17 protein-coding genes and 1 tRNA gene are annotated in these 19,148 nt (G+C 64.1%); 14 read left to right on the forward strand and 4 right to left on the reverse strand.

Annotated elements, in window-relative coordinates; all coding sequences use genetic code 11:
• Positions 1–10 precede the first annotated feature (10 nt).
• Positions 11–2,011: an autotransporter assembly complex protein TamA gene (locus O6Y00_RS19490; protein ID WP_353444205.1), complete on the reverse strand. Its 2,001-nt coding sequence runs from the start codon at positions 2,009–2,011 to the stop codon at positions 11–13.
• A 182-nt stretch (positions 2,012–2,193) separates the two neighbouring features.
• On the opposite strand from O6Y00_RS19490, the gene O6Y00_RS19495 reads away from it, so the two are divergent.
• Positions 2,194–2,391: a hypothetical protein gene (locus O6Y00_RS19495; protein WP_121905533.1), complete on the forward strand. Its 198-nt coding sequence runs from the start codon at positions 2,194–2,196 to the stop codon at positions 2,389–2,391.
• Between the two features lie 498 nt (positions 2,392–2,889).
• Here the strand turns inward: O6Y00_RS19495 and O6Y00_RS19500 are convergent, their stop codons facing one another.
• Positions 2,890–3,522 carry a S24 family peptidase gene (locus O6Y00_RS19500; protein WP_353444206.1) on the reverse strand — a complete coding sequence of 211 codons (633 nt, stop codon included), beginning with the start codon at positions 3,520–3,522 and terminating at the stop codon, positions 2,890–2,892.
• Between the two features lie 89 nt (positions 3,523–3,611).
• Here O6Y00_RS19500 and O6Y00_RS19505 point away from each other — a divergent pair, with 89 nt between their 5' ends.
• From O6Y00_RS19505 to O6Y00_RS19520, 4 genes are all read left to right on the forward strand, one after another.
• On the forward strand, positions 3,612–3,788 hold the full coding sequence (locus O6Y00_RS19505; protein ID WP_165899516.1) for a hypothetical protein: 177 nt from the start codon (positions 3,612–3,614) through the stop codon (positions 3,786–3,788).
• A gap of 2 nt (positions 3,789–3,790) precedes the next feature.
• On the forward strand, positions 3,791–4,111 hold the full coding sequence (locus O6Y00_RS19510) for a hypothetical protein (RefSeq protein WP_353444207.1): 321 nt from the start codon (positions 3,791–3,793) through the stop codon (positions 4,109–4,111).
• 67 nt (positions 4,112–4,178) lie between these two features.
• Positions 4,179–5,363: an acyl-CoA dehydrogenase gene (locus O6Y00_RS19515; protein WP_056055772.1), complete on the forward strand. Its 1,185-nt coding sequence runs from the start codon at positions 4,179–4,181 to the stop codon at positions 5,361–5,363.
• 132 nt (positions 5,364–5,495) lie between these two features.
• Positions 5,496–6,635 (forward strand): CaiB/BaiF CoA transferase family protein, encoded by a 1,140-nt coding sequence (locus O6Y00_RS19520; RefSeq protein WP_353444208.1) that lies wholly within the window; start codon positions 5,496–5,498, stop codon positions 6,633–6,635.
• Between the two features lie 66 nt (positions 6,636–6,701).
• Here O6Y00_RS19520 and O6Y00_RS19525 read toward each other — a convergent pair whose 3' ends face one another.
• Entirely contained in the window at positions 6,702–7,997 is a 1,296-nt protein-coding gene (locus O6Y00_RS19525; protein WP_353444209.1) for a sugar MFS transporter, read from the reverse strand.
• Positions 7,998–8,102: 105 nt separating this feature from the next.
• Between O6Y00_RS19525 and O6Y00_RS19530 the strand changes: the two genes are divergently transcribed.
• The 9 genes from O6Y00_RS19530 (at position 8,103) to O6Y00_RS19570 (ending at position 16,963) form a co-directional block, all read left to right on the forward strand.
• Complete coding sequence (locus tag O6Y00_RS19530) at positions 8,103–8,648, forward strand: (2Fe-2S)-binding protein (RefSeq protein ID WP_353444210.1); 546 nt, start codon at positions 8,103–8,105, stop codon at positions 8,646–8,648.
• Between the two features lie 395 nt (positions 8,649–9,043).
• Positions 9,044–10,021 carry an RcnB family protein gene (locus O6Y00_RS19535; RefSeq protein ID WP_353444211.1) on the forward strand — a complete coding sequence of 326 codons (978 nt, stop codon included), beginning with the start codon at positions 9,044–9,046 and terminating at the stop codon, positions 10,019–10,021.
• Between the two features lie 118 nt (positions 10,022–10,139).
• A complete protein-coding gene (locus O6Y00_RS19540; RefSeq protein ID WP_353444212.1) occupies positions 10,140–10,823 on the forward strand; it encodes a prolyl hydroxylase family protein in 684 nt (227 codons plus the stop codon).
• Positions 10,824–11,256: 433 nt separating this feature from the next.
• Positions 11,257–13,020 (forward strand): single-stranded-DNA-specific exonuclease RecJ, encoded by a 1,764-nt coding sequence (recJ, locus tag O6Y00_RS19545; protein WP_353444213.1) that lies wholly within the window; start codon positions 11,257–11,259, stop codon positions 13,018–13,020.
• A gap of 47 nt (positions 13,021–13,067) precedes the next feature.
• Positions 13,068–13,142: transfer RNA gene (locus O6Y00_RS19550), tRNA-Glu, on the forward strand.
• A gap of 84 nt (positions 13,143–13,226) precedes the next feature.
• Positions 13,227–15,065, forward strand: a complete 1,839-nt coding sequence (locus O6Y00_RS19555; protein ID WP_353444214.1) for a site-specific integrase — start codon at positions 13,227–13,229, stop codon at positions 15,063–15,065.
• A gap of 125 nt (positions 15,066–15,190) precedes the next feature.
• Positions 15,191–15,760 carry a hypothetical protein gene (locus tag O6Y00_RS19560; protein ID WP_235529884.1) on the forward strand — a complete coding sequence of 190 codons (570 nt, stop codon included), beginning with the start codon at positions 15,191–15,193 and terminating at the stop codon, positions 15,758–15,760.
• Between the two features lie 23 nt (positions 15,761–15,783).
• Positions 15,784–16,410, forward strand: coding sequence for a MobA/MobL family protein (locus O6Y00_RS19565; RefSeq protein WP_235529885.1), 627 nt, complete (start codon positions 15,784–15,786; stop codon positions 16,408–16,410).
• A gap of 31 nt (positions 16,411–16,441) precedes the next feature.
• On the forward strand, positions 16,442–16,963 hold the full coding sequence (locus tag O6Y00_RS19570) for a hypothetical protein (RefSeq protein ID WP_060527457.1): 522 nt from the start codon (positions 16,442–16,444) through the stop codon (positions 16,961–16,963).
• A 426-nt stretch (positions 16,964–17,389) separates the two neighbouring features.
• Here O6Y00_RS19570 and O6Y00_RS19575 read toward each other — a convergent pair whose 3' ends face one another.
• Positions 17,390–18,283 carry a DNA N-6-adenine-methyltransferase gene (locus O6Y00_RS19575; protein ID WP_082444441.1) on the reverse strand — a complete coding sequence of 298 codons (894 nt, stop codon included), beginning with the start codon at positions 18,281–18,283 and terminating at the stop codon, positions 17,390–17,392.
• Between the last annotated feature and the right edge of the window lie 865 nt (positions 18,284–19,148).

Below are 19,148 nucleotides of genomic sequence, written 5' to 3' on the forward strand. Positions count from 1 at the left end.
GCGGCCTCGCTCAAAACGCCTGTCCCAGCGACACGTACACCGCAACGCGGCTGTCGCCCGGTTGCGGGTTGATCGGCGTGCCGACGTCGAGGCGGATCGGGCCGAAGTTCGAATAATAGCGCACGCCGATGCCGGTGCCGTATTGCAGCCCGGTGAACTTGGGCAATGGCGAGGTGTAGATGTTGCCCGCGTCGAGGAACGGCACGATGCCGAAATTGCCGAACGCCTTCACCCGCGCCTCGATCGAGAATTCGGTGAGGCTGCGGCCGCCGATCGGGTCGTTGTTGGGGTCGCGCGGGCCGATCGACTGATAGCCGTAGCCGCGCACCGACGCGCCGCCGCCGGCGTAGAAGCGCCGTGATGGCGCCACCTGATCGCGTGGCGCACCAACGATCGTACCGAGCCGGGTTCGCGCGGCGAGCACCACCCGATCGCCGAACGGTTGGTACACGCTGCCGTCGAACTGGGTGCGCGCATAGCCGAATACCGAGCCCTGCAACGAGACTTCGGGGCTGACCCGGCCACCGAGGCGGAAGCCCCTGGTCGGGTTGAGCAGATCGTCCGAGCCGTCGTAATTGAGACTGGTCGGCAGCGCGCCGATGAAGAAGGTGCGTCGTCGCGGGGCGCCGGTCGAGAGGATCACGTCGCGCTCGTCCGACGCGATCAGCTCGGCACCCAGGGACCATGTCCAGGTCTTCTGGAAGAAGATGTTGGTCTGGCGCTCCAGCGTACCCGCCAGCGTAAAGGTCTTGGCGTCATATGCATCGCGGTTGGTATGCGCGGCAGACGCCTGGAGCGTCAGCACCCGGTCTCGTGCCTTGAAATTATTGCGCCGGAACACGATCGAGCCGAGCTGTTCCTGCGTCCCTAGCACGCTGCGCAAGGTCAGCGCTCCCTCGGGCGGGAACAGGTTGCGGTGCGTCCAACTGAGTTCCGCGCGCGCGCCCTCACCCGTGCCGTAGCCGAGTTCGCCCGCGACGGTGCGCGGCGGTGCCGGGTCGAGCTTCACCGCGACGTCGACGGTGTCGGGCGTTGCCCCTCGCACCGGCTTGAGGTCGACCGCGGACACGAGGCTGGTCTGGATCAACGCGCGGCGCAGATCGTCGAGCTTGGCCGCGTCGTACAGATCGCCCGGCGAGAAGCGCGCGATCTCGGCGACATGATCCGCGCCGAACACGCGGTTGCCGGGCAGCGCGCGGATCGCGCCGAATTTGCGCGCGCCGCCGGGTTGCACCGACAGGTCGAGCGTCGCGGTGCGGGTGGCATGATCGACGACGATCGCGGGATCGCCGACCTTGGCGAACGGAAAGCCTTCGCGACCGATCTGCGTCGTCAGCTTGGCCTGGCCTGCAACGATAGCATCCGAATTGACGGGGTCGTCGGGCTTCACGCCGAATGCGGTCGTCAGCCCCGGCGCCTTGTCGCCTGCCGCGGCGAGGCCGTCGATCGTCACCCCCTTGAACTTGTAAAGTGTGCCGGGGGTAGCCGACAACACGACCATCGGCTTGGTGCCCGGCTCGACCCGCGTGACGACGTTGGCGTCGTAATAGCCCTCGGCACGGAGCAGGCTGTTGAGCAGGTCGGCATCTTCGCGCGCGCGTCTATCGAGTTGCGCGGCGTTGGCGGCCTGATGATCGTTCGCGTCGAGCGTCGAAAGTGCCGCGAACCGCTGCCGCAGCAGCGTGTCGTCGATCCCATCGATACCGTCGATCCGCCAGGCGTAGCGGCTTTCGGTATTGGCATCGACCGCGGCGACCGTGGCGGCCGGGTCGATCGGCGAGTTCGCGAGATCGGGCCACGCGACGCCGATATCGGGCAGCGCGGCGAGCGGCGAATTGGGGTCGAGCGACATCGGCGTGTCCGCGGTCGGCGGGGCCGGTATCTGTGCAGGCGCGGGCGCTGGTGCGGTTTGGGCACGCGCGGCGGATACGCCGGCACCGGAAACCGCCCCCGCTGTCGTCAGAACGAAAAAGGCGGCGGCCGGCCCGGCTCGCCCGACGCGGAACACCATGTCAGGCTCCTAGCCGGGCTTGTCGTTGCGGAACAGTATCTAACGCCGCATTTCCGCCACGTTTCATCCGGGCCGGGGATTGCGCTGGTGCGGCGCGTCGGAACGCGAGTGATCCGGGCAGGCGGGCGAACGTATGCCGCGCGCGGCTGGCATCCCGGCGCGGTGCGTGGCAGAACTGCGCGATGGCCGACCCCACTTCCCGCGACACCCTCCCTCCCCACAAGGACCCCAGCGCCGCGGGCGGGTTCCTCGTGGCGCTCGGCATGCTCGGCGGCGCGGGGGTCGGCTTTGCCATCGGGCAGGCGACTCCGGGGTTCCTGATCGGGACCGGGGTGGGCGTGCTGGCGGCGGTGCTGGTGTGGGTGCGGGACCGGCGGTAGGGTTCGACAAGCATCGCGCAGTCGTTCCCGCGCAGACGGGAACCCATACGGGCAAACCTCGCAATCTATTCGATACCCCTTGAGCATATGGGTCCCCGTCTCCGCGGGGATGACGACAAGGTATGGAGTCTGGTCCAGGAGCGGCGGTAGAGGGCCCGTTCTGCTCGTCTGCCCTTCTTCCGTTCGTCCCGAGTAGCCGTCGAGTAGTCGCCGCAGGCGGCGTATCGAGACGGCGTATCGAAGGACAGGGTGGCGCGCGGAACCGATGCTTCGATACGCGCCCTCGATACGCTCCTGAAGGAGCTACTCGGTCGCTACTCAGCACGAACGGACGAACGGCCTGGACGGATCAAATGTTTGCTCCTCCCCCGCCAGGGGGAGGTGTCGCCGAAGGAGACGGAGGGGGAGGATACGGAACGGAGGTTGCTCCTTCCTCCCCCTCCGTCTGGCAAGAGCCAGCCACCTCCCCCTGGCGGGGGAGGATCGTGCTTCACTGCCTCAACGCGGCTCGCGCATCTGCCACACCACGCGGCCGATCACGACGATCCGCCCCGGCGGGATCGGTCCCGCCGCCGGGTTGTCGCTCGTCGCCACCAGCGCTTCGCCGGCCAGCGCGACGCGCTTCACCATCACCGCGTCGTCGATCCGGATGACGTACACCCCGCCTTTCGCGCGCGGCGTCCGGTCGGCGGTGTCGACCACGATGTGATCGCCGTCGAACAGCCCCGGCTCCATCGAGCTGCCTCGCACGCGGATGATCGCTGCCTGCCCATCCCGTAACCCGAGTTTCCGCGCGAGACCGGGGTCTAGCGTGTCGGTGCCGAGAACGATCTCGCCGTCGACCTGCGCGCCAGGCCCTGCCGACGCGGCGATGTCGAGCTTGCGGATGCGGAAGCCCGTCACACGTTCGGGCGGTGCGCCGAGCACGGTCTCACTCACGCCCAGATAGGCGGACAACAATCGCCGGTCTCGTTCACCCAGGATGCGCGGCGATCCACGCCGGACATATTGCTGGAGATACGCCGCGTTGCGCCCGAGCATCGCCGACAGCGCCGCCAGACTGTCGCCCCGCGCCGCCGCCAGCGTCGCCAGCGCGGTCCTCGGATCGGGATCGGATGCGGTTTTCGCCATCACGCGACCCTAGCGCAGGAAATTTCCTAGACAAGTAGGATTTGACGGAACAGATCAAGAACAGCGCAAGGGACTCGGGAGGAACGACGGTGACGATTCTGATGAAAATCGATCGATATCTGCGGCAGACGGGCATGCCGATGACCAAGTTCGGACGGCTGGCGGTCGGCGATCCGCGGCTTGTCCATGACCTGCGCCGTGGTCGTCAGGCGCGCGAACCGATGGTGGCGCGGATCGAGTCGTTCATCGCGCGGAACGGATCGTGAGGATGGACGCGATCCGTGGCCCCGATGCGGGCACGCTGCTGATACGCGCGCTACGCGGCCATGCGGGGGCGGCAGGCCTGACGATGCACGTCGAGTCGATCGCGTGCACGCCGTGGGCGAGCGCTACGTTCGTCGGCACGCTGCACCGGCTGACGATCGCGGCGATGCCCGTACCCGGTCTTCGAGACTGGATCGAGGCGTTGCCCGAAGCGGAGTTCGCGATGCGCGGGCATATCGTCGCCGATCTGGTGGTCGACCGCATCGAGTCGATCGGCGACCGCGAGCATGTGACGATCGCGGTACTGACGCTGATCGACGCGTAAACGTCTCGTCAGGGGTGGACTTTCGCTGGCCGAACCACGAAGTCGGCGGTCAACGAAGGAGATTCATATGGCCGGGATGGGCAAGTTCGACTGGGCGGATCCGTTCCTGCTCGACGATCAGTTGAGCGAGGACGAGCGGATGATCCGCGACAGCGCGAAGGCCTATGCCGACGACAAGCTCGCGCCGCGGATCATCGACGCGTTCCAGCACGAGCATACCGATCCCGCGATTTTCCGCGAGATGGGAGCGCTCGGGTTGCTCGGGCCGACGATTCCCGAGGAATATGGCGGCGTCGGCGCATCCTATGTCGCCTACGGACTGGTCGCGCGCGAGGTCGAACGGATCGACTCGGGCTATCGCTCGATGATGTCGGTGCAGTCGAGCCTGGTGATGTACCCGATCAACGCGTTCGGGTCCGAGGAGCAGAAGCGCAAATACCTGCCCAAGCTCGCGACCGGCGAATGGATCGGCTGCTTCGGGCTGACCGAGCCCGATGCGGGGTCGGATCCCGGCGGGATGACGACGCGCGCGAAGAAGACGGCGAACGGCTATGTGATCTCGGGTGCGAAGACGTGGATTTCCAATTCGCCGATCGCCGACGTGTTCGTGATCTGGGCAAAGTCCGACGAGCATGGCGGCGGCATCCGCGGCTTTATCCTCGAGCGCGGGATGAAGGGGCTGGAGACGCCCAAGATCGAGGGCAAGCTGTCGTTGCGTGCGTCGATCACGGGCATGGTGATGATGGACGAGGTCGAGGTCGGCGACGACGCGCTGCTGCCCGACGTGCAGGGGTTGAAGGGGCCGTTCGGGTGTCTCAACCGCGCGCGCTACGGGATTTCATGGGGTGCACTGGGCGCGGCGGAGTTCTGTTTCCACGCGGCGCGGCAGTACGGGCTGGATCGCAACCAGTTCGGGACGCCTTTGGCGGGGCGGCAGCTTTTCCAGAAGAAGCTGGCGGACATGGAAACCGAGATCGCGCTCGGGTTGCAGGCGTCGTTGCGCGTCGGGCGGCTGATGGACGAGGGCCGGTTCGCGCCGGAAATGGTCTCGATCGTGAAGCGCAACAACGTCGGCAAGGCGCTCGATATCGCGCGGATGTCGCGCGACATGCACGGCGGGAATGGGATTTCTGGCGAGTATCAGGTGATGCGTCACCTGATGAACCTGGAGACCGTGAATACGTATGAGGGTGCGCATGACGTGCATGCGCTGATCCTCGGGCGGGCGATCACGGGTATCGCTGCGTTTTGAGTTCAACCCCTACGTCCTACCACCCCGGCGAAGGCCGGGGCCCAGTTGGGGGACGCGCCTTGGCTGATGCTGCGCGCTGTTACTCCGACCTCTCCAACTGGGCCCCGGCCTTCGCCGGGGTGGTGTTCTAACGTGGAAAGCAAACCCTCCCCCCTCGCCGGGTTGAAGGTGGTCGAACTGGCGCGAATCCTTGCGGGTCCTTGGGCTGGGCAGGTGCTGGCCGATCTCGGGGCCGACGTAGTCAAAGTAGAGAGTCCCGCTGGCGACGACACGCGCACCTGGGGGCCGCCGTTTATCGACAACCCGGACGGCACGCGTGACGCCGCGTATTTCCATGCCGCCAACCGCGGGAAGCGATCGGTGGTGGCCGACTTTACCACGCCTGAAGGACAAGCTGTCGTCCGTAACCTGATCGCCGATGCCGACGTCGTGATTGAGAATTTCAAGGTCGGCGGGCTTGCGAAATACGGGCTCGACTACGCCACGCTATCCTCGATCAACCCACGGCTGGTGTATTGCTCGATCACAGGCTTCGGCCAGAACGGGCCCTACGCCCCGCGCGCGGGGTACGACTTCATCGTCCAGGGCATGAGCGGGATCATGGACCTGACCGGCGAGCCCGACGGCGCGCCGCAGAAGATCGGTGTCGCGTTCGCCGACATCATGACCGGGCTGTATGCGGTAATCGCGATCCAGGCGGCGCTGGCGATGCGGACGCGGACCGGCAAGGGTCAGCAGATCGACATGGCATTGCTCGATACAATGACCGGCGTGCTGGCGAACCAGGCGATGAACTGGTTTGCGAGCGGCGTGTCACCGACGCGGGTCGGGAATGCGCATATGAATGTGTGTCCGTATGCGGTGTTTTCGTGTGCCGATGGGTGGTTCATCCTGGCGGTCGGGAATGACGGGCAGTTCCGGCGGTTCTGCGATGCGATGGGCTTGCCCGAGATGCGCGACGATCCGCGGTTCGCGACCAATGCCGGGCGGTTGGCGTTCAAGGACATCTTGTTCGCGGGGATCGAGGCGGCGACGTCTCTGGTGCCTAAGCTTGAGTTGCTGGCGAGGTTGGAGGCGGTCGGGGTGCCAGCCGGGCCGATTAATACGGTGGCGCAGGCGTTCGATGATCCGCAGGTTGTCGCGCGGGGGATGGCGATCGAAGTCGCGCGACCGGATGGGTCTCTGGTCCCGGGGCTGCGTACGCCGATTCGGTTCTCCGATGCCGATCTCGCGACCGGGCGGGCGGCGCCGATGCTCGGGTCTACCGACTAAGCATGTTCCCACGCGAAGGCGGGGACACAGTCTGGGCCCCCGCCTTCGCGGGGGAACAATCTTATCTTAAGCCGCGACCTCCGCGACCGGCTTCCGGGCATACAAGCCATAAGCCAGGATCAGCGCGTAGCAGATCGCCGGGAGCAGCAGCGCGAAGTGCAGGCTGCCCGACTTGTCCGCGAGCATACCCGTCAGATACGGGATGATCGCGCCGCCGACGATCGCCGTGGCGATCACGCCCGAGCCTTCCGCCGCACGCTTGCCGAGACCTTCCGACGCCAGCGAGAAGATCGTCGGGAACATCACCGCGTTCATCAGGCCGATCGCCAGCAGCGCCCAGCCCGACAGCGCGCCCTCGGTGTTGGCCGAGATCAGGATCAGCGCCAGCGTGCCGGTCGCGACGCCCGCGAGAACCTTGCCCGGCGACACCTTGTTCAGCACGTACGCGCCGATGAACCGGCCGACCAGCGCGCCGCCCCAGTAGAACGGCACGTGCTTGCCCGCGGCGACGTCGCTCAGGCCCATCACGCTCGGCTGCATCAGGTAATTGACGATCAGCGAGCCGACCGCGACTTCGGCGCCGACGTACAGGAAGATGCACGCCGTCCCCATCGCGAAGCGCGGGCGCTTCAACAAGGTGAAGGCGTGGAAGATGCTGCCGGTCTGGTCCTGCTCCTCGTTGAGCCGGTTGCGACGGGTCCACACGACAGCGGCGACGATCAGCAGCGCGATCGCGAGGCCGATATAGGTGTGCACGACGGTCCGCGATGATTCCGTCCGGTAGGCGTCGAGCCCGGCGCCGGTGAGCTTGGAAGAGTCGACCGTCGCCAGCCCGCCGAGGATCAGCGCGGAGCCGACATACGGGAAGATCGTGGTGCCGAGCGAGTTGAACGCCTGTGCGAAGGTCAGCCGGCTCGATGCGGACTTGGGATGGCCGAGCGCCGAGATCAGCGGGTTGGCGACGACCTGCACCACGGTGATGCCTGCGCCGAGCACGAACAGCGCGAACAGGAACATGCCGAAGCTCGCCTGCCCTGCGGCGGGAATGAACAACAGGCAGCCCGCGGTCATCGTCACGAGGCCGATCGACGCGGTGCGCATATAGCCGGCTTTGCGCACGATCGCGGCGGCGGGGATCGAGAACAGCGCATAGGCGAGGAAGAACGCAGACTGGACCAGCATCGCGGTCGCATGGTCGAGCGTGAAGAGCTCCTTCATCTTGGGGATGATGATGTCGTTCAGCGAGGTGATGCCGCCGAAGATGAAGAACAGCGCGAACACGAACACGCGCAGATCGGGCGCGTCGTAGCCGTGGCTGGCATCGCCTCCGGCTGCTGCTGTGGATTTGGTATCGACGTGCATCGTGGTGCGCCCCCTCGCGGTATTATCTGCGCGACATAAGCCGGGGCGACGGCGCGTGGCAATGCCGCGTGGTGCGATCCGTCCCGGCGAGCTAGGACGGCAGGCATGAGCCGCTTCACCGTCAACAACGAGCCGATCGAATACAAGCTCGCGTCCGAGACGCCGCTGCTGTGGGCATTGCGCGATGCGTCGAACCTGACGGGGACGAAATATGGCTGCGGCACGGGGCATTGCGGCGCGTGCACGGTCGATATCGACGGACGGGCGATGCGGAGTTGCCGCGTGCCGATCGGTTCGATCGAAGGCGCGTACGTCACGACGATCGAGGGGCTGTCGCGTGAGCGTAACCACCCGGTGCAGCTGGCGTTTATCGCGGAGTCGGTCTCGCAATGCGGGTTCTGCATTCCGGGGATGATCATGGCCGCCGCAGCGTTGCTGAAGCGCAATGCCGACCCGAGCGAAGCGCTGATCCGCGAGCAGATCACGAACCTGTGCCGATGCGGGGTGTATCCGCGCGTGGTCGAGGCGATCCAGCGGGCTGGGCGCGCGACGCGGGGCGAAGAGGTTATTCCGGCAGGTCCGCGGCCGGGGATCGATCCCGCGGACTCGGCGCGGCTGGTGCCGGCGTTGGTGCCGCCGCCGGCACGGTAGGCGATCCCCAGAGCCAAGCTTGTTCTCCCGCGAAGGCGGGAGTCCAGTCTGGGCTCCCGCCTTCGCGGGAGAACAAGTACGCGCGAGCTGTGTGCGGTGGCTGTGCCGCCCACCAAACCGTCGCCAGCATAACCGCCGCCCCCCTCCTGCACCACCTCGGCGGAGGCCGGCGCCCAATTGGAACGGCCAAGGTAATGGTCGCGCGCCGCGTCACTCTCCGCCCCCAATTGGGCCCCGGCCTTCGCCGGGGTGGATGCTTCAGAGACGTAGCGGCGTGTCCGACCTAAACCTGTCTGATCGCTGACGAACCCATTCAGCCTCACCACACCCCGCAACGTCTAGACCCGACACATCATAGGAGCCGGCTCGTGCGCCGGCAGTCGAGGACGACGGCAATGACGGGCAAGTTTCTCAAACTCTTGATGGCGGCTTCCGCATTGGTGCCGGCAACCATGATGGCAACAACCGCGACCGCGCAACAGGTCGACCAGGACCGTGGTGATCGTGGCCAGCGTCCCGACCGCGGCCAGCGTCAGGATCGCGGCGATCGGGGCCCACGTCCGGACGGACAACCCTTCCAGCAGCAGCGCCCCGACCGCCCCGCCGCGCCCGACCAAGGCCAGCGCCCGCAACGTGCCGATCTCGGCACGCAGCCGCAAGTCCGCGGCGACCGTCCCGATGGTCAAGGCCGTCCCGATTGGAACGGTCAGCGCGGCGGACAAGGCGGAGACCGTCAGGCTTGGAACGGCCAGCGCGGCAACGGTCAGGGCTGGAACGGCCAGAACCGTCCCGACCCGCAGGCCGGCCAGAACCGCCCCGACTGGAACCGCGGCCAGGGACGCCCCGGCTTCGATCGCGGCAACCAGCAAGCGGATCGCGGCCAGTTCGACCGCAACGGTGGACGCGACGATTGGCGCAACGATGGGCGCAATGACAACCGCGGCGACTGGCGCAACGGCGGCCGCGACGGCTATCAGAACCGCCAGCCCAACCGCGCCTACGGCAACGTCCAGGGCTATGGTCGCGGCGGCTACAACCAGGGCCATTACAACCAGGGCGGCGCATGGAACCGTGGCTGGCGTAACGACAACCGCTACGCCTGGAGCAATTACCGCGCATCCAACAGCGGCGCGTACCGCCTGCCACGCTACTACGCGCCAAGCGGCTGGGGGTCGGGCTATCGTCGCTTCGGCGTCGGCTTTTCGCCGAACAGCATCCTCTACAACCAGAATTACTGGATCCAGGACCCGTACACCTACCGCCTGCCGGAGGCGTACGGCCCGTATCGCTGGGTGCGCTATTACAACGACGCGCTGCTGGTCGATCTCGACAGCGGCCGCGTGGTCGACACGGTGTACGACATCTTCTGGTAGGCGCCCGCCTACCCGTCACGTAGTAACAGGGGGGAGCCCCGTGGTGGTCCGGATCACCGCGGGGGCTCTTGCGTTTACCCCTCTTGCCTTTCGGGGCGAGTTCGCCAAATCCTGCGGCGTGGGTATCTTTTCAAAAGCCAAGAAGGTCGATCCGGCCGCGGCACTCCGCCGAGCCTTCGGATCGCAGGTCGCGGCGCGCCTCGACGCCAATCCGGCGGTGCAGCGCATCGCGATGGACACGGTGCAATTCTATTACCAGGACAAGTTCCTCGATCCCGCGACGTGCAAGCGGCTGATCGCGGTGATCGATTCGAAGCGACGGCCGTCGACGCTGCTCTCCGATCGCCCGAACAGCAATTTCCGGACCAGCGAGAGCTGCGACATGGATCGCTGGTCGCCCGAGGTGCAACCGACCGACGAAGCGATCGCAACGTTGCTAGGAATCGACCTGCTCCACGGCGAGACGATGCAGGGCCAGCGCTATGCCCCCGGCCAGCAATTTCGCGCGCACCATGATTATTTCCACGAATCCGAAAGCTATTGGGCGAAGATGCAGGAGCAAGGCGGCCAGCGCACCTGGACCGCGATGGTGTTCCTCAACGACGTCCCCGAGGGCGGCGCGACCTGGTTCCCGCAGGCCGGCGTGAAGATCGCGCCGAAGCGCGGCATGCTGCTGGCTTGGAACAACATGAACCCGAATGGGACGCCGAACGGGCTGACGCTGCACGAGGGCATGCCGGTGGTCGAGGGCGTAAAGTATATCGTAACGAAGTGGTTTCGCGAGCGACCGTGGATCAAGTGAGGGGGCGAAACGACTGCCAGATGGCTCGGCCCCCTTTCACCGTAGCGGAGTCCTCTCTCCAAATCCCGTCGCCTCCCCCCCCGTTCGTCCTGAGTAGCCGTCGAGTAGCTGCGTCAGCAGCGTATCGAGACGGCGTATCGAAGGACAGGTTGGTCAGCGGGACGCATGCTTCGATACGCACCGTCGATACGCTTCTGCGAAGCTACTCGGTCGCTACTCAGCACGAACGGGGGGGACTTCGCCCTCGTTGAGCCTCCGCCCTTCCGACGAAACACCCGTCCCCCCTCACGTCATCCTGACGAAAGTCACGATCAAGAGCCATGAGCGCTTGCCGCCGTAATACTGGATCCTGACTTTCGTCAGGATGACGGTACGAGCAACCGCCCTGCCCCTCCCCGCTCGACAATCCCCCCACAGCCACTACGTCCAAGACATGACAGTTCTCGGCGTAACCTCTTCCATCCTCGGCCAACCCTGGCGCTGGCGCGCGCTCGCCGCCGACGGACGAGACGGCTTTGGCGTCGGCGGTTCGGGCGACGACCTCGTCACCCAGCTCCTGCTCGCCCGAGGCTGCCCCCGCGACGCGCTAGACGCGCATCGCACCCCCTCGATTCGCACATTCATGCCCGACCCGTCGATCTTCCGCGACATGGACCGCGCCGCCGAACGCCTCGCCGACGCGGTACAGGCGCACGAACAAGTCGCGATCTTCGGCGATTACGACGTCGACGGCGCCACCTCCGCCGCGTTGATGGTGCTCGTCCTGCGCGATCTCGGCATCGAAGCGCGCCCGTACATCCCCGACCGCCTGCTCGAAGGCTATGGCCCGTCGGGCGAAGCGCTCGTCCGCCTCGCCGGCGACGGCGCCACGCTGATCGTCACGGTCGATTGCGGCGCACAGGCGTTCGACGCGCTCGACGCCGCCCGCGACGCGGCAGTCGACGTGATCGTCATCGACCACCACAAATGCTCGACCGCGCTCCCGCACGCGCTCGCACTGGTTAACCCCAACCGCCTCGACGAGACCGAAGGCGCCGCACACGGCCATCTCGCCGCGGTCGGCATGTGCTTCCTCGCCGCCGCGGCGCTAGTCCGCACGCTCCGCGTCCGCGGCTTCTTCAGGGACCGCGCCGAGCCGAAACTGATCGACCTGCTCGACATCGTCGCGCTCGGCACCGTCGCCGACGTCGCGCAACTCCGCGGCCTCAACCGGGCGTTCGTCTCGCAGGGTCTTAAGGTCATGGGCGCGCGCAGAAACATCGGCGTAGCCGCGCTGATCGAGGCCTCGCGCCTGACGCGCAACCCGACCTGCACCGACCTCGGCTTCGCACTGGGACCGCGCATCAACGCCGGCGGCCGCGTCGGTCGCGCTGACCTCGGCGTCCGCCTACTCACCACGCAGGACCCCGACGAAGCCCGCCAGATCGCCACCGAACTCGACCGCCTCAACGAAGAACGCCGCGCAATCGAGACCGCCGTACAGGAAGCCGCCGACCTGCTCTCCAGCCGCGACCGTGCCGTCGCGGTCGTCGCTGGCCACGGCTGGCACGCCGGCGTGATCGGCATCGTCGCCGGCCGCCTCAAGGAAAAGCTCGGCCGCCCCGCGATCGTCATCGCGATCGACGAGCACGGCATCGGCAAGGGCTCCGGCCGCTCGATCCCCGGCGTAGACCTCGGCGCAGCTGTGATGGCAGCCCGCGAACACGGACTGCTGGTGGCGGGCGGAGGCCACGCGATGGCCGCCGGCCTGACGATCAGCGAGGCCGCGATTCCCGCCTTTACCGACTTCCTCGAAGAACGCCTCACCGCTGCCGTCGAACGCTCGAACGGTGACCGCGCGCTGCTGCTCGACGCAGTGCTGGCAGCGGGCGGCGTCAACCCCGGCCTCGTCGAATCGATGGAAGCCGGCGGCCCCTACGGCATGGGCTGGCCCGCCCCGCGCGTCGCAATGGGCCCGGTACGCGTGATAAAGGCGGACGTCGTCGGCAACGGCCATGTCCGCACGATCGTAGCCGGAGACGACGGCCGCAGCATCAAGGCGATGGCGTTCCGCGCCGCCGAGAGCGCGCTAGGCCAGGCGCTGCTTGGCGCCGCCCCCCACCGCAAGCTCTGGCTCGCCGGCCGCGCGAAGATCGACGACTGGTCCTCGCGGCCGTCGGCGGAATTGCACGTCGAAGACGCCGCCTGGGCGGATTGAGGGGTTGACGCATCAGCGGCTTCCTTTTAGGCGCCTCCAACCACGCAGGCCCCTTCGTCTAGCGGTTAGGACGCGGCCCTTTCACGGCTGAAGCACGGGTTCGATTCCCGTAGGGGTCACCATTGGCGCTGCATGGCGCACAAATGCGTGAATTAGCCATTCTTAGATAGTTTCTGGTACAGCGCCTTGGCACAGAGAGCGCGAGAATGGCACACATGGCTCAACCGTGGAAACACCCGAGCACGGGCTTCTATTACCTACGTCGTGAGATCCCGACAAAGCTGCGCCCTGCTTTCGAGGGGAAGGCGATGTGGAAAGTATCTTTGCGAACAAGGGACTTTTCGCGGGCAGCCGTCCTTTTCGCCGGCGCGAACGCGGAGTTGGAAGAGAGGTTCGAGGAAGCCCGCAAACGCTTCGCCGAGAGCGGCGACCCACGCCCGTCAAAACGCGACCAGGCAGTCGAACTCGTGAGTTCCTATTTTCAAGGACCTCCCTTGGACGAAGGTGGGCTCGACGGGCCAGAACGGTTGCTCTTATGCAGGCTAGAGGTCGACCGCGGGCTGTGGAACGCCACTCCAGGCGGATGTAGCCAAGTGAATATATCCGATGACGAGGAGTGGTGGCGGTTATCAGGTAACGCAGCCCTATTCCGTGGTCATCGCGGAACCCTCCGCCATCTTACCGACCGGGCGCCTGGTGAGATCTGGCGCTATCCGGACCACAGGTTCAGCACCGGCGCTCGCGACATCGAGATAAAACGGATCTTGACCCAAGTTGCTCGTCATCATGGCCGTGCGATCGATGACCTGCCCGACGGCACGGTGGAGTATATTAGCGAATATCTCGATCGGCTGCCCGTCGGCCCCTCGCAAGCCCGCAAGCCGCAGAGTGCGCAATCCCGCCTCAAACCCGAGATGCGGCTTCTGGAACTGTTCGAGGCATGGAAGGAGGATACTGCCCCCAAGGCTCAGACAGCACACGAATATGAGCGGGCAGCCCTCGACTTCATCGATTTCGTTGGCGACATCCCGGTGTCGGAGATCGTCAAGAACGACCTTCTGAACTACCGCGACGAAGCTCTCAAGCTGCCGAAATCAATGCCGAGGAAGGACCGCGAATTACCATTCACCGAGCGTGTGGCCAAGCATGCGTCGGTCACCGACGGCCGAGTCAGCGCGCCAACGCTGAAAAAAAGGGTTGGAGGCATCCAAGCGTTGCTAAGCCATGCCGCAGAGCAACGTTGGATCAAGAGCAACGAGGGACGCGACGTCGCGATCAGCGGGTATTCCAAGAGTATCCGCAAGCGCCGCCCTTTCGAGGAGGACGAACTAAAGCAGCTTCTGTCCAGCACCCTCTTTTTGGCACCCGCAAGCTGGCGCATGAAAAACCATGTCAGCGACCTGACGCTTTACTGGCTGTTCCTGATAGCCCTCACCACTGGCGCCCGATTGGAAGAGGTCGGTCAAGCGGCCCTCGCCGACGTGAGGATCAGCGGGAGCGTGACATACATTGATATCGATGATTACACGCTTGAGCCTGGGCACGATGACGCAAAAGCAATAAAAACGGAGGGTTCCCGCAGGTTGGTGCCCATTCACGATCGATTAGTAGACCTAGGGTTCAACACATATCGTGTCGCTCTTGCGAAACTGGGTCATACACGTCTCTTCCCAGATCTAACCTTAAATCAATTCGAAAAGCGAACAAAAGAGGCATCGCGCGCCGCAAACCGCTACATCGACGCGCACGTTTCCAGGGATGAACGGCTCACTTTTCACAGCCTTAGACATGGCTTCAAAGATTTTGCATTGGAAGCCGGTATTACAGAAAGGATAGTAGACCAGATTTGTGGACATGCCCCGACCAGCGTCGGTGGAAAGTATGGAAATGGCGTCAGGCTGCCAGTTTTATATGCAACTTTGCATCGGATCGACTGGACATTTATTGATTGGACCGCGCTCACCGCCGCCACCGCCGATCAAGACTGGGAAAAGTCTCTTACTCTATCTCATGTTGTAGGCGTTCAACGACCAAGTTCAACGTAGCCGCAGGAGGGCCGCGACGAGCGAACGCTCATTTCTGCGGTAGAAAGTTCAAATTATAATAAGGATCAGGAGTTTGGAGAGGGGCTGATTGAGCCCTGAAGACGAATGAAAAAGTCTGAAGGAGCTTGTCCGGACCGATCGGTCCGCGACCCACCAAGCTCTGGAATACCCTCGTGATTAAATCCAAGATGAACCGCTCTCGCTCCGTCGCTAGCGTGCTGTGCAACTACTTTCTGGCCGAGTTCGGCCCGCTGCCGAGCGTCATGCGGCAGGTTGGTGGCGGAATGCCCGCTGACACGGTGAGCGTCGAAAGCTCCGACGTCGTCCTTTCGTTCACTTGTTTGGATGCTCCCCACTTCCGCTCCCGCACGCGTGCGATGGCGCAGGTGCAGTCACGCGACGTGGTGCTGGTTCGCTCCTGCCGCTCGGCCGACGTGTTTCCCATCACCGTTGAAGTGACGCTTGCCGGCGGCGGTCTTGCCCTGTTCGATCTCGTCGATCTCGATCTTTATCGACACGTCGACGGCGCGCTCTGGCTGGTGCCCGAGCTGTTCGGGGCAGCAATCCGCCTGACGGCGGACGGACTGATCCTCGAAATGGTGCCGCCCTATTCAACTGTCCGCGAGCGCGGCGCCGGCATTTACCGCGCTACTGCCGAGATCGCCGCAGAAATCTTTCCGCAGGTGGACTGCTGATGCGTACGAAAGGTTCCGCGAGCGTGACGCGTGCCAGCGTCACGCTCAACCAGGACTGTGTCCCTAATTCTGCCAACCCTCATACGCATCTGATGCTGGTCGGCGACGCTGCGGATGCGCCGTATCCGCGCGTGATGTTCGGTTGCCTGCGCCCGGAGTTCCGCGGCCACATTAACAGCGCGACAGCGTTCGCTCAGGCCAAGGTGATGGTAGCTGCATCGGTTGGCACACCGCCATGGGTGCCGACCGCGGCTTGGACGGAAGTCCTCCTGCCCGCGCCAGCGTGCGATCGATTCAGCGATCCGGAGACCCTCATGCGGGCAGTCGACCTGGAACGGCCGGAAAAGGTCAACGCGCTCTTGTCGTACTTCACCGTCACATATCCGGTCGCGAGGCTACATGTGATGCTCGACGAGGTGCGCGGCTTTGTCCGCGAGCATATCGTTGAAGCATTCGACGTCGCAGCTCTCATTGTCCTTCATGATCCCGGACGGGCTGCATCCGCCAACCTGCCGCATGTGCACGTGCTTGTGGTGCCGCGGCGGCTAACCTCGATTGGTCTCGCCGAACAGGTCGGCGCGCTGACTACAGACAAAGCGCATCCGCTCATCCGCGACCTCTTCCTCACTCACTGGAGCGCGCGCCGCTGAACGCGGGTGCCTTCCCAACCGGGAAATCTACATGATCGAAAACCCGAACTGGCCGCTGCTCGGCCGGGCCGCTGCATCACGCGTCGCACAGATACTCGCCCGTCACGCCGGATGGTCGCTCAAGCAAGTGCCGCACGACTATAGCTTGCCGCTTGCGGCATGCATGGAAAACAAGGCCACCGACCTTCTCGTTACCGTCGCAGGCGGTAGCCTGGCGCTGTGCGCGGCGGCGATGCAGCGCACGCTGAAAGATACACGTTCCGACGCGTTGATCATCGCCGATGAGAGCGAGCCTTGGTCCCCTCCAACCTTCGCCATCGGCAGATGGAGAAGCGGCAAGGTGAACTGGCACGTTCCGCTTCTGCCTTGGTCAAGCGACGGTCGGACGGTCTGGTTAGTGCCGGCTGCGAATACCGCGAAAGCGGATCATGCATCAGCATTCCGGCTCGCTGCTCATTACCTTGTGGCGGAACCTGTCCCTTGGTTGGACGAAACCCAGCGCCTGGCGGGGCTGGACCGCGCGGCGAGGCTGATTCGGCGGGGGTCAGCATGATGCGAAGCTATTCGACCCGGCAGATACTACGGATTAATAACTGCGTTGCCGGAGCGTTCATTCTGCTGATACTTGCAGGGCAATCGGGGCGTGACTTGCCCAGCAGTTGGATGACCTACCGGATCGCTGGCTTGACCGGGCGATCTGCTCGCACAAGACGCAACCCGCTGACAGGCCGATGACCGTCGCGAGCAGCGCGCGCTCGATGCGCGGCACTCCAGAGGATCAAAGGCATGATGCTGCGCACGACCAAATGCTTGCCACGTCGAATACCGTAATTCGCGGAGTGACCGAATGATCAGCGTATCGCTCAATCTCTGGCGAACGGATGACGACGCGATCGACTATGCAGAGAACCAATCGCATCAGCTATCAACGACCGCATATTCAGTCACTGATATTGGACTGATATCCGGACCGCTTGTTTCAGGAACCTCCGACAGGATCGGCCAGGGTCATCCAGCGCCCGGGAATCAGACCTGCTAAAGACGCCTTGTTCTCGATAGACGCCCCCAATGTCAAAATCATGAGTGAAAACGGAGTATGCTGACCTTTGCCTTCCGCATTAAGAAATCGCACGCGGCCCTTCAATAAATAGATCTCCGCGTCAGAAACCAACGTTTCCTGAAACCAAGAAGAATCCGTTCTGACCGGAACGAGGCAGACAACCGTCTTGACGTTCCCAGCGCACCATTGGTCATGAGCGCGACGCAGCCATTTGAGTAACGCTGAGAATGGCGGATTAACGAACACAACGTCGCCCGACCATTCGTCGACAAGCCCGTCCCCACCTTCGCTCAGCAGGATGCAGCGTCGGGCAACGACTGGACTGAGCAAGTTGGCGCAGGGGTCCAGATCAATCGCACCAAACGCTGCATAAATGCTGTCCATGAAGTCTGACGGTGTAAAGCGGCTATCCCGGGCGTCCTTTTCGCCCTGCCCCCAGTATGACCGCTCGGGTGCGCGGCGGCGGGCGTTGGGCGCCAACACCGCCAGCAATCGCAAAGCGCTGGCGATTGACCCGTTACCCCGTTCCAGACTGACAATTGTCTTGCGGGACAACCCCGCCTTGGTTGCAGTCTTTTCAAGCGACAAGCACCGTTCATGCCGACGGGCGCCCAATTGTTCTGGCAGGCTCTTTCCAGGCCCCACGCCCGTCAGGCGAAAATCTAATGCTGACATCGCCGCAACCAACGTTGCTAACGAACCAACGCCATTTTCCATCCGCTTGATTGTCTGGGCATCGACGCCAAGGCGATTGGCCAAAGTTCTCTGCGACCAGCCAGACGACCGCCTCGCATCCCGCAATTCTTCGAGCAATATCTGATCTCCTTTGAGGTCATATATTCCCCATGGTTATCATAGTTGTGTGCTCTAGCGATCGGTTTTTTTGCAGACGCATCGAAATGGCGCGATTTATCCCGAACGCCCGGGGGCGCTAAGACCCAATAGTCGACACTGGCGGGCTCTTTCCGGCTTCCCAACTTCGGCCGTTGGTTCATACCGGTCGAACGGCTTGAGTTGGGACAAAGCGGTCATCGGATGTGCCCGCCGGGAACGGCAGCTCCCGACGAAAGCAGACGCTTGCGGTAGAAGCTCTGGTAGAGCGGCAATGCGCATGTTCGCCCGGTCCAGTTAAGAAGACACAAAGGCGCAGAGCGGTCGGTCCGTCTGGCGGCGTGCGCCGATGGCTTGTTGGCGGGCATCTCTCCTCAAGAGCTGACATCCGTTCACAAAACTGCCGTTTGTTGAACACCTGTTGCACTAAGCGACTGTAAACACGCTTTTATAAGAAGCACGGCCAACGGCTGCCTCTGTCCAGAAAACGTCCGTTTGTTGAACATATGCGGACGATGCTGCTGAGGGTGTTGTGTACATCAGCACCCGGCTTCAGGTTTGGGTATAGACGTCACCCCATATCTGCCCAAGAGCGATCGGAGCTTTCCCAGTTTGCCGTAAAAATTCGCAATTTTGAGAATTTCAAATTGGGAACAGATTTTGAGAAAGCGCACCCGTCTGCGGCTGTCAGTCGGATCGACGGTTCAGGTTTCCCGGTCAACGTTCGTTTTCGAGAAGCCCGCTCCCCCCACCGGAGGTCGCCGGGGTCAGTTTTCCACGCCAAATCGAGTTGCCCGCGGCGACAGTTCCGTCCCCCAACTCTCCGCAAGCGGTCCGTAAAGATCGG

This window comes from Sphingomonas faeni, from assembly GCF_040407565.1.
Taxonomy (GTDB): domain Bacteria; phylum Pseudomonadota; class Alphaproteobacteria; order Sphingomonadales; family Sphingomonadaceae; genus Sphingomonas; species Sphingomonas faeni_F.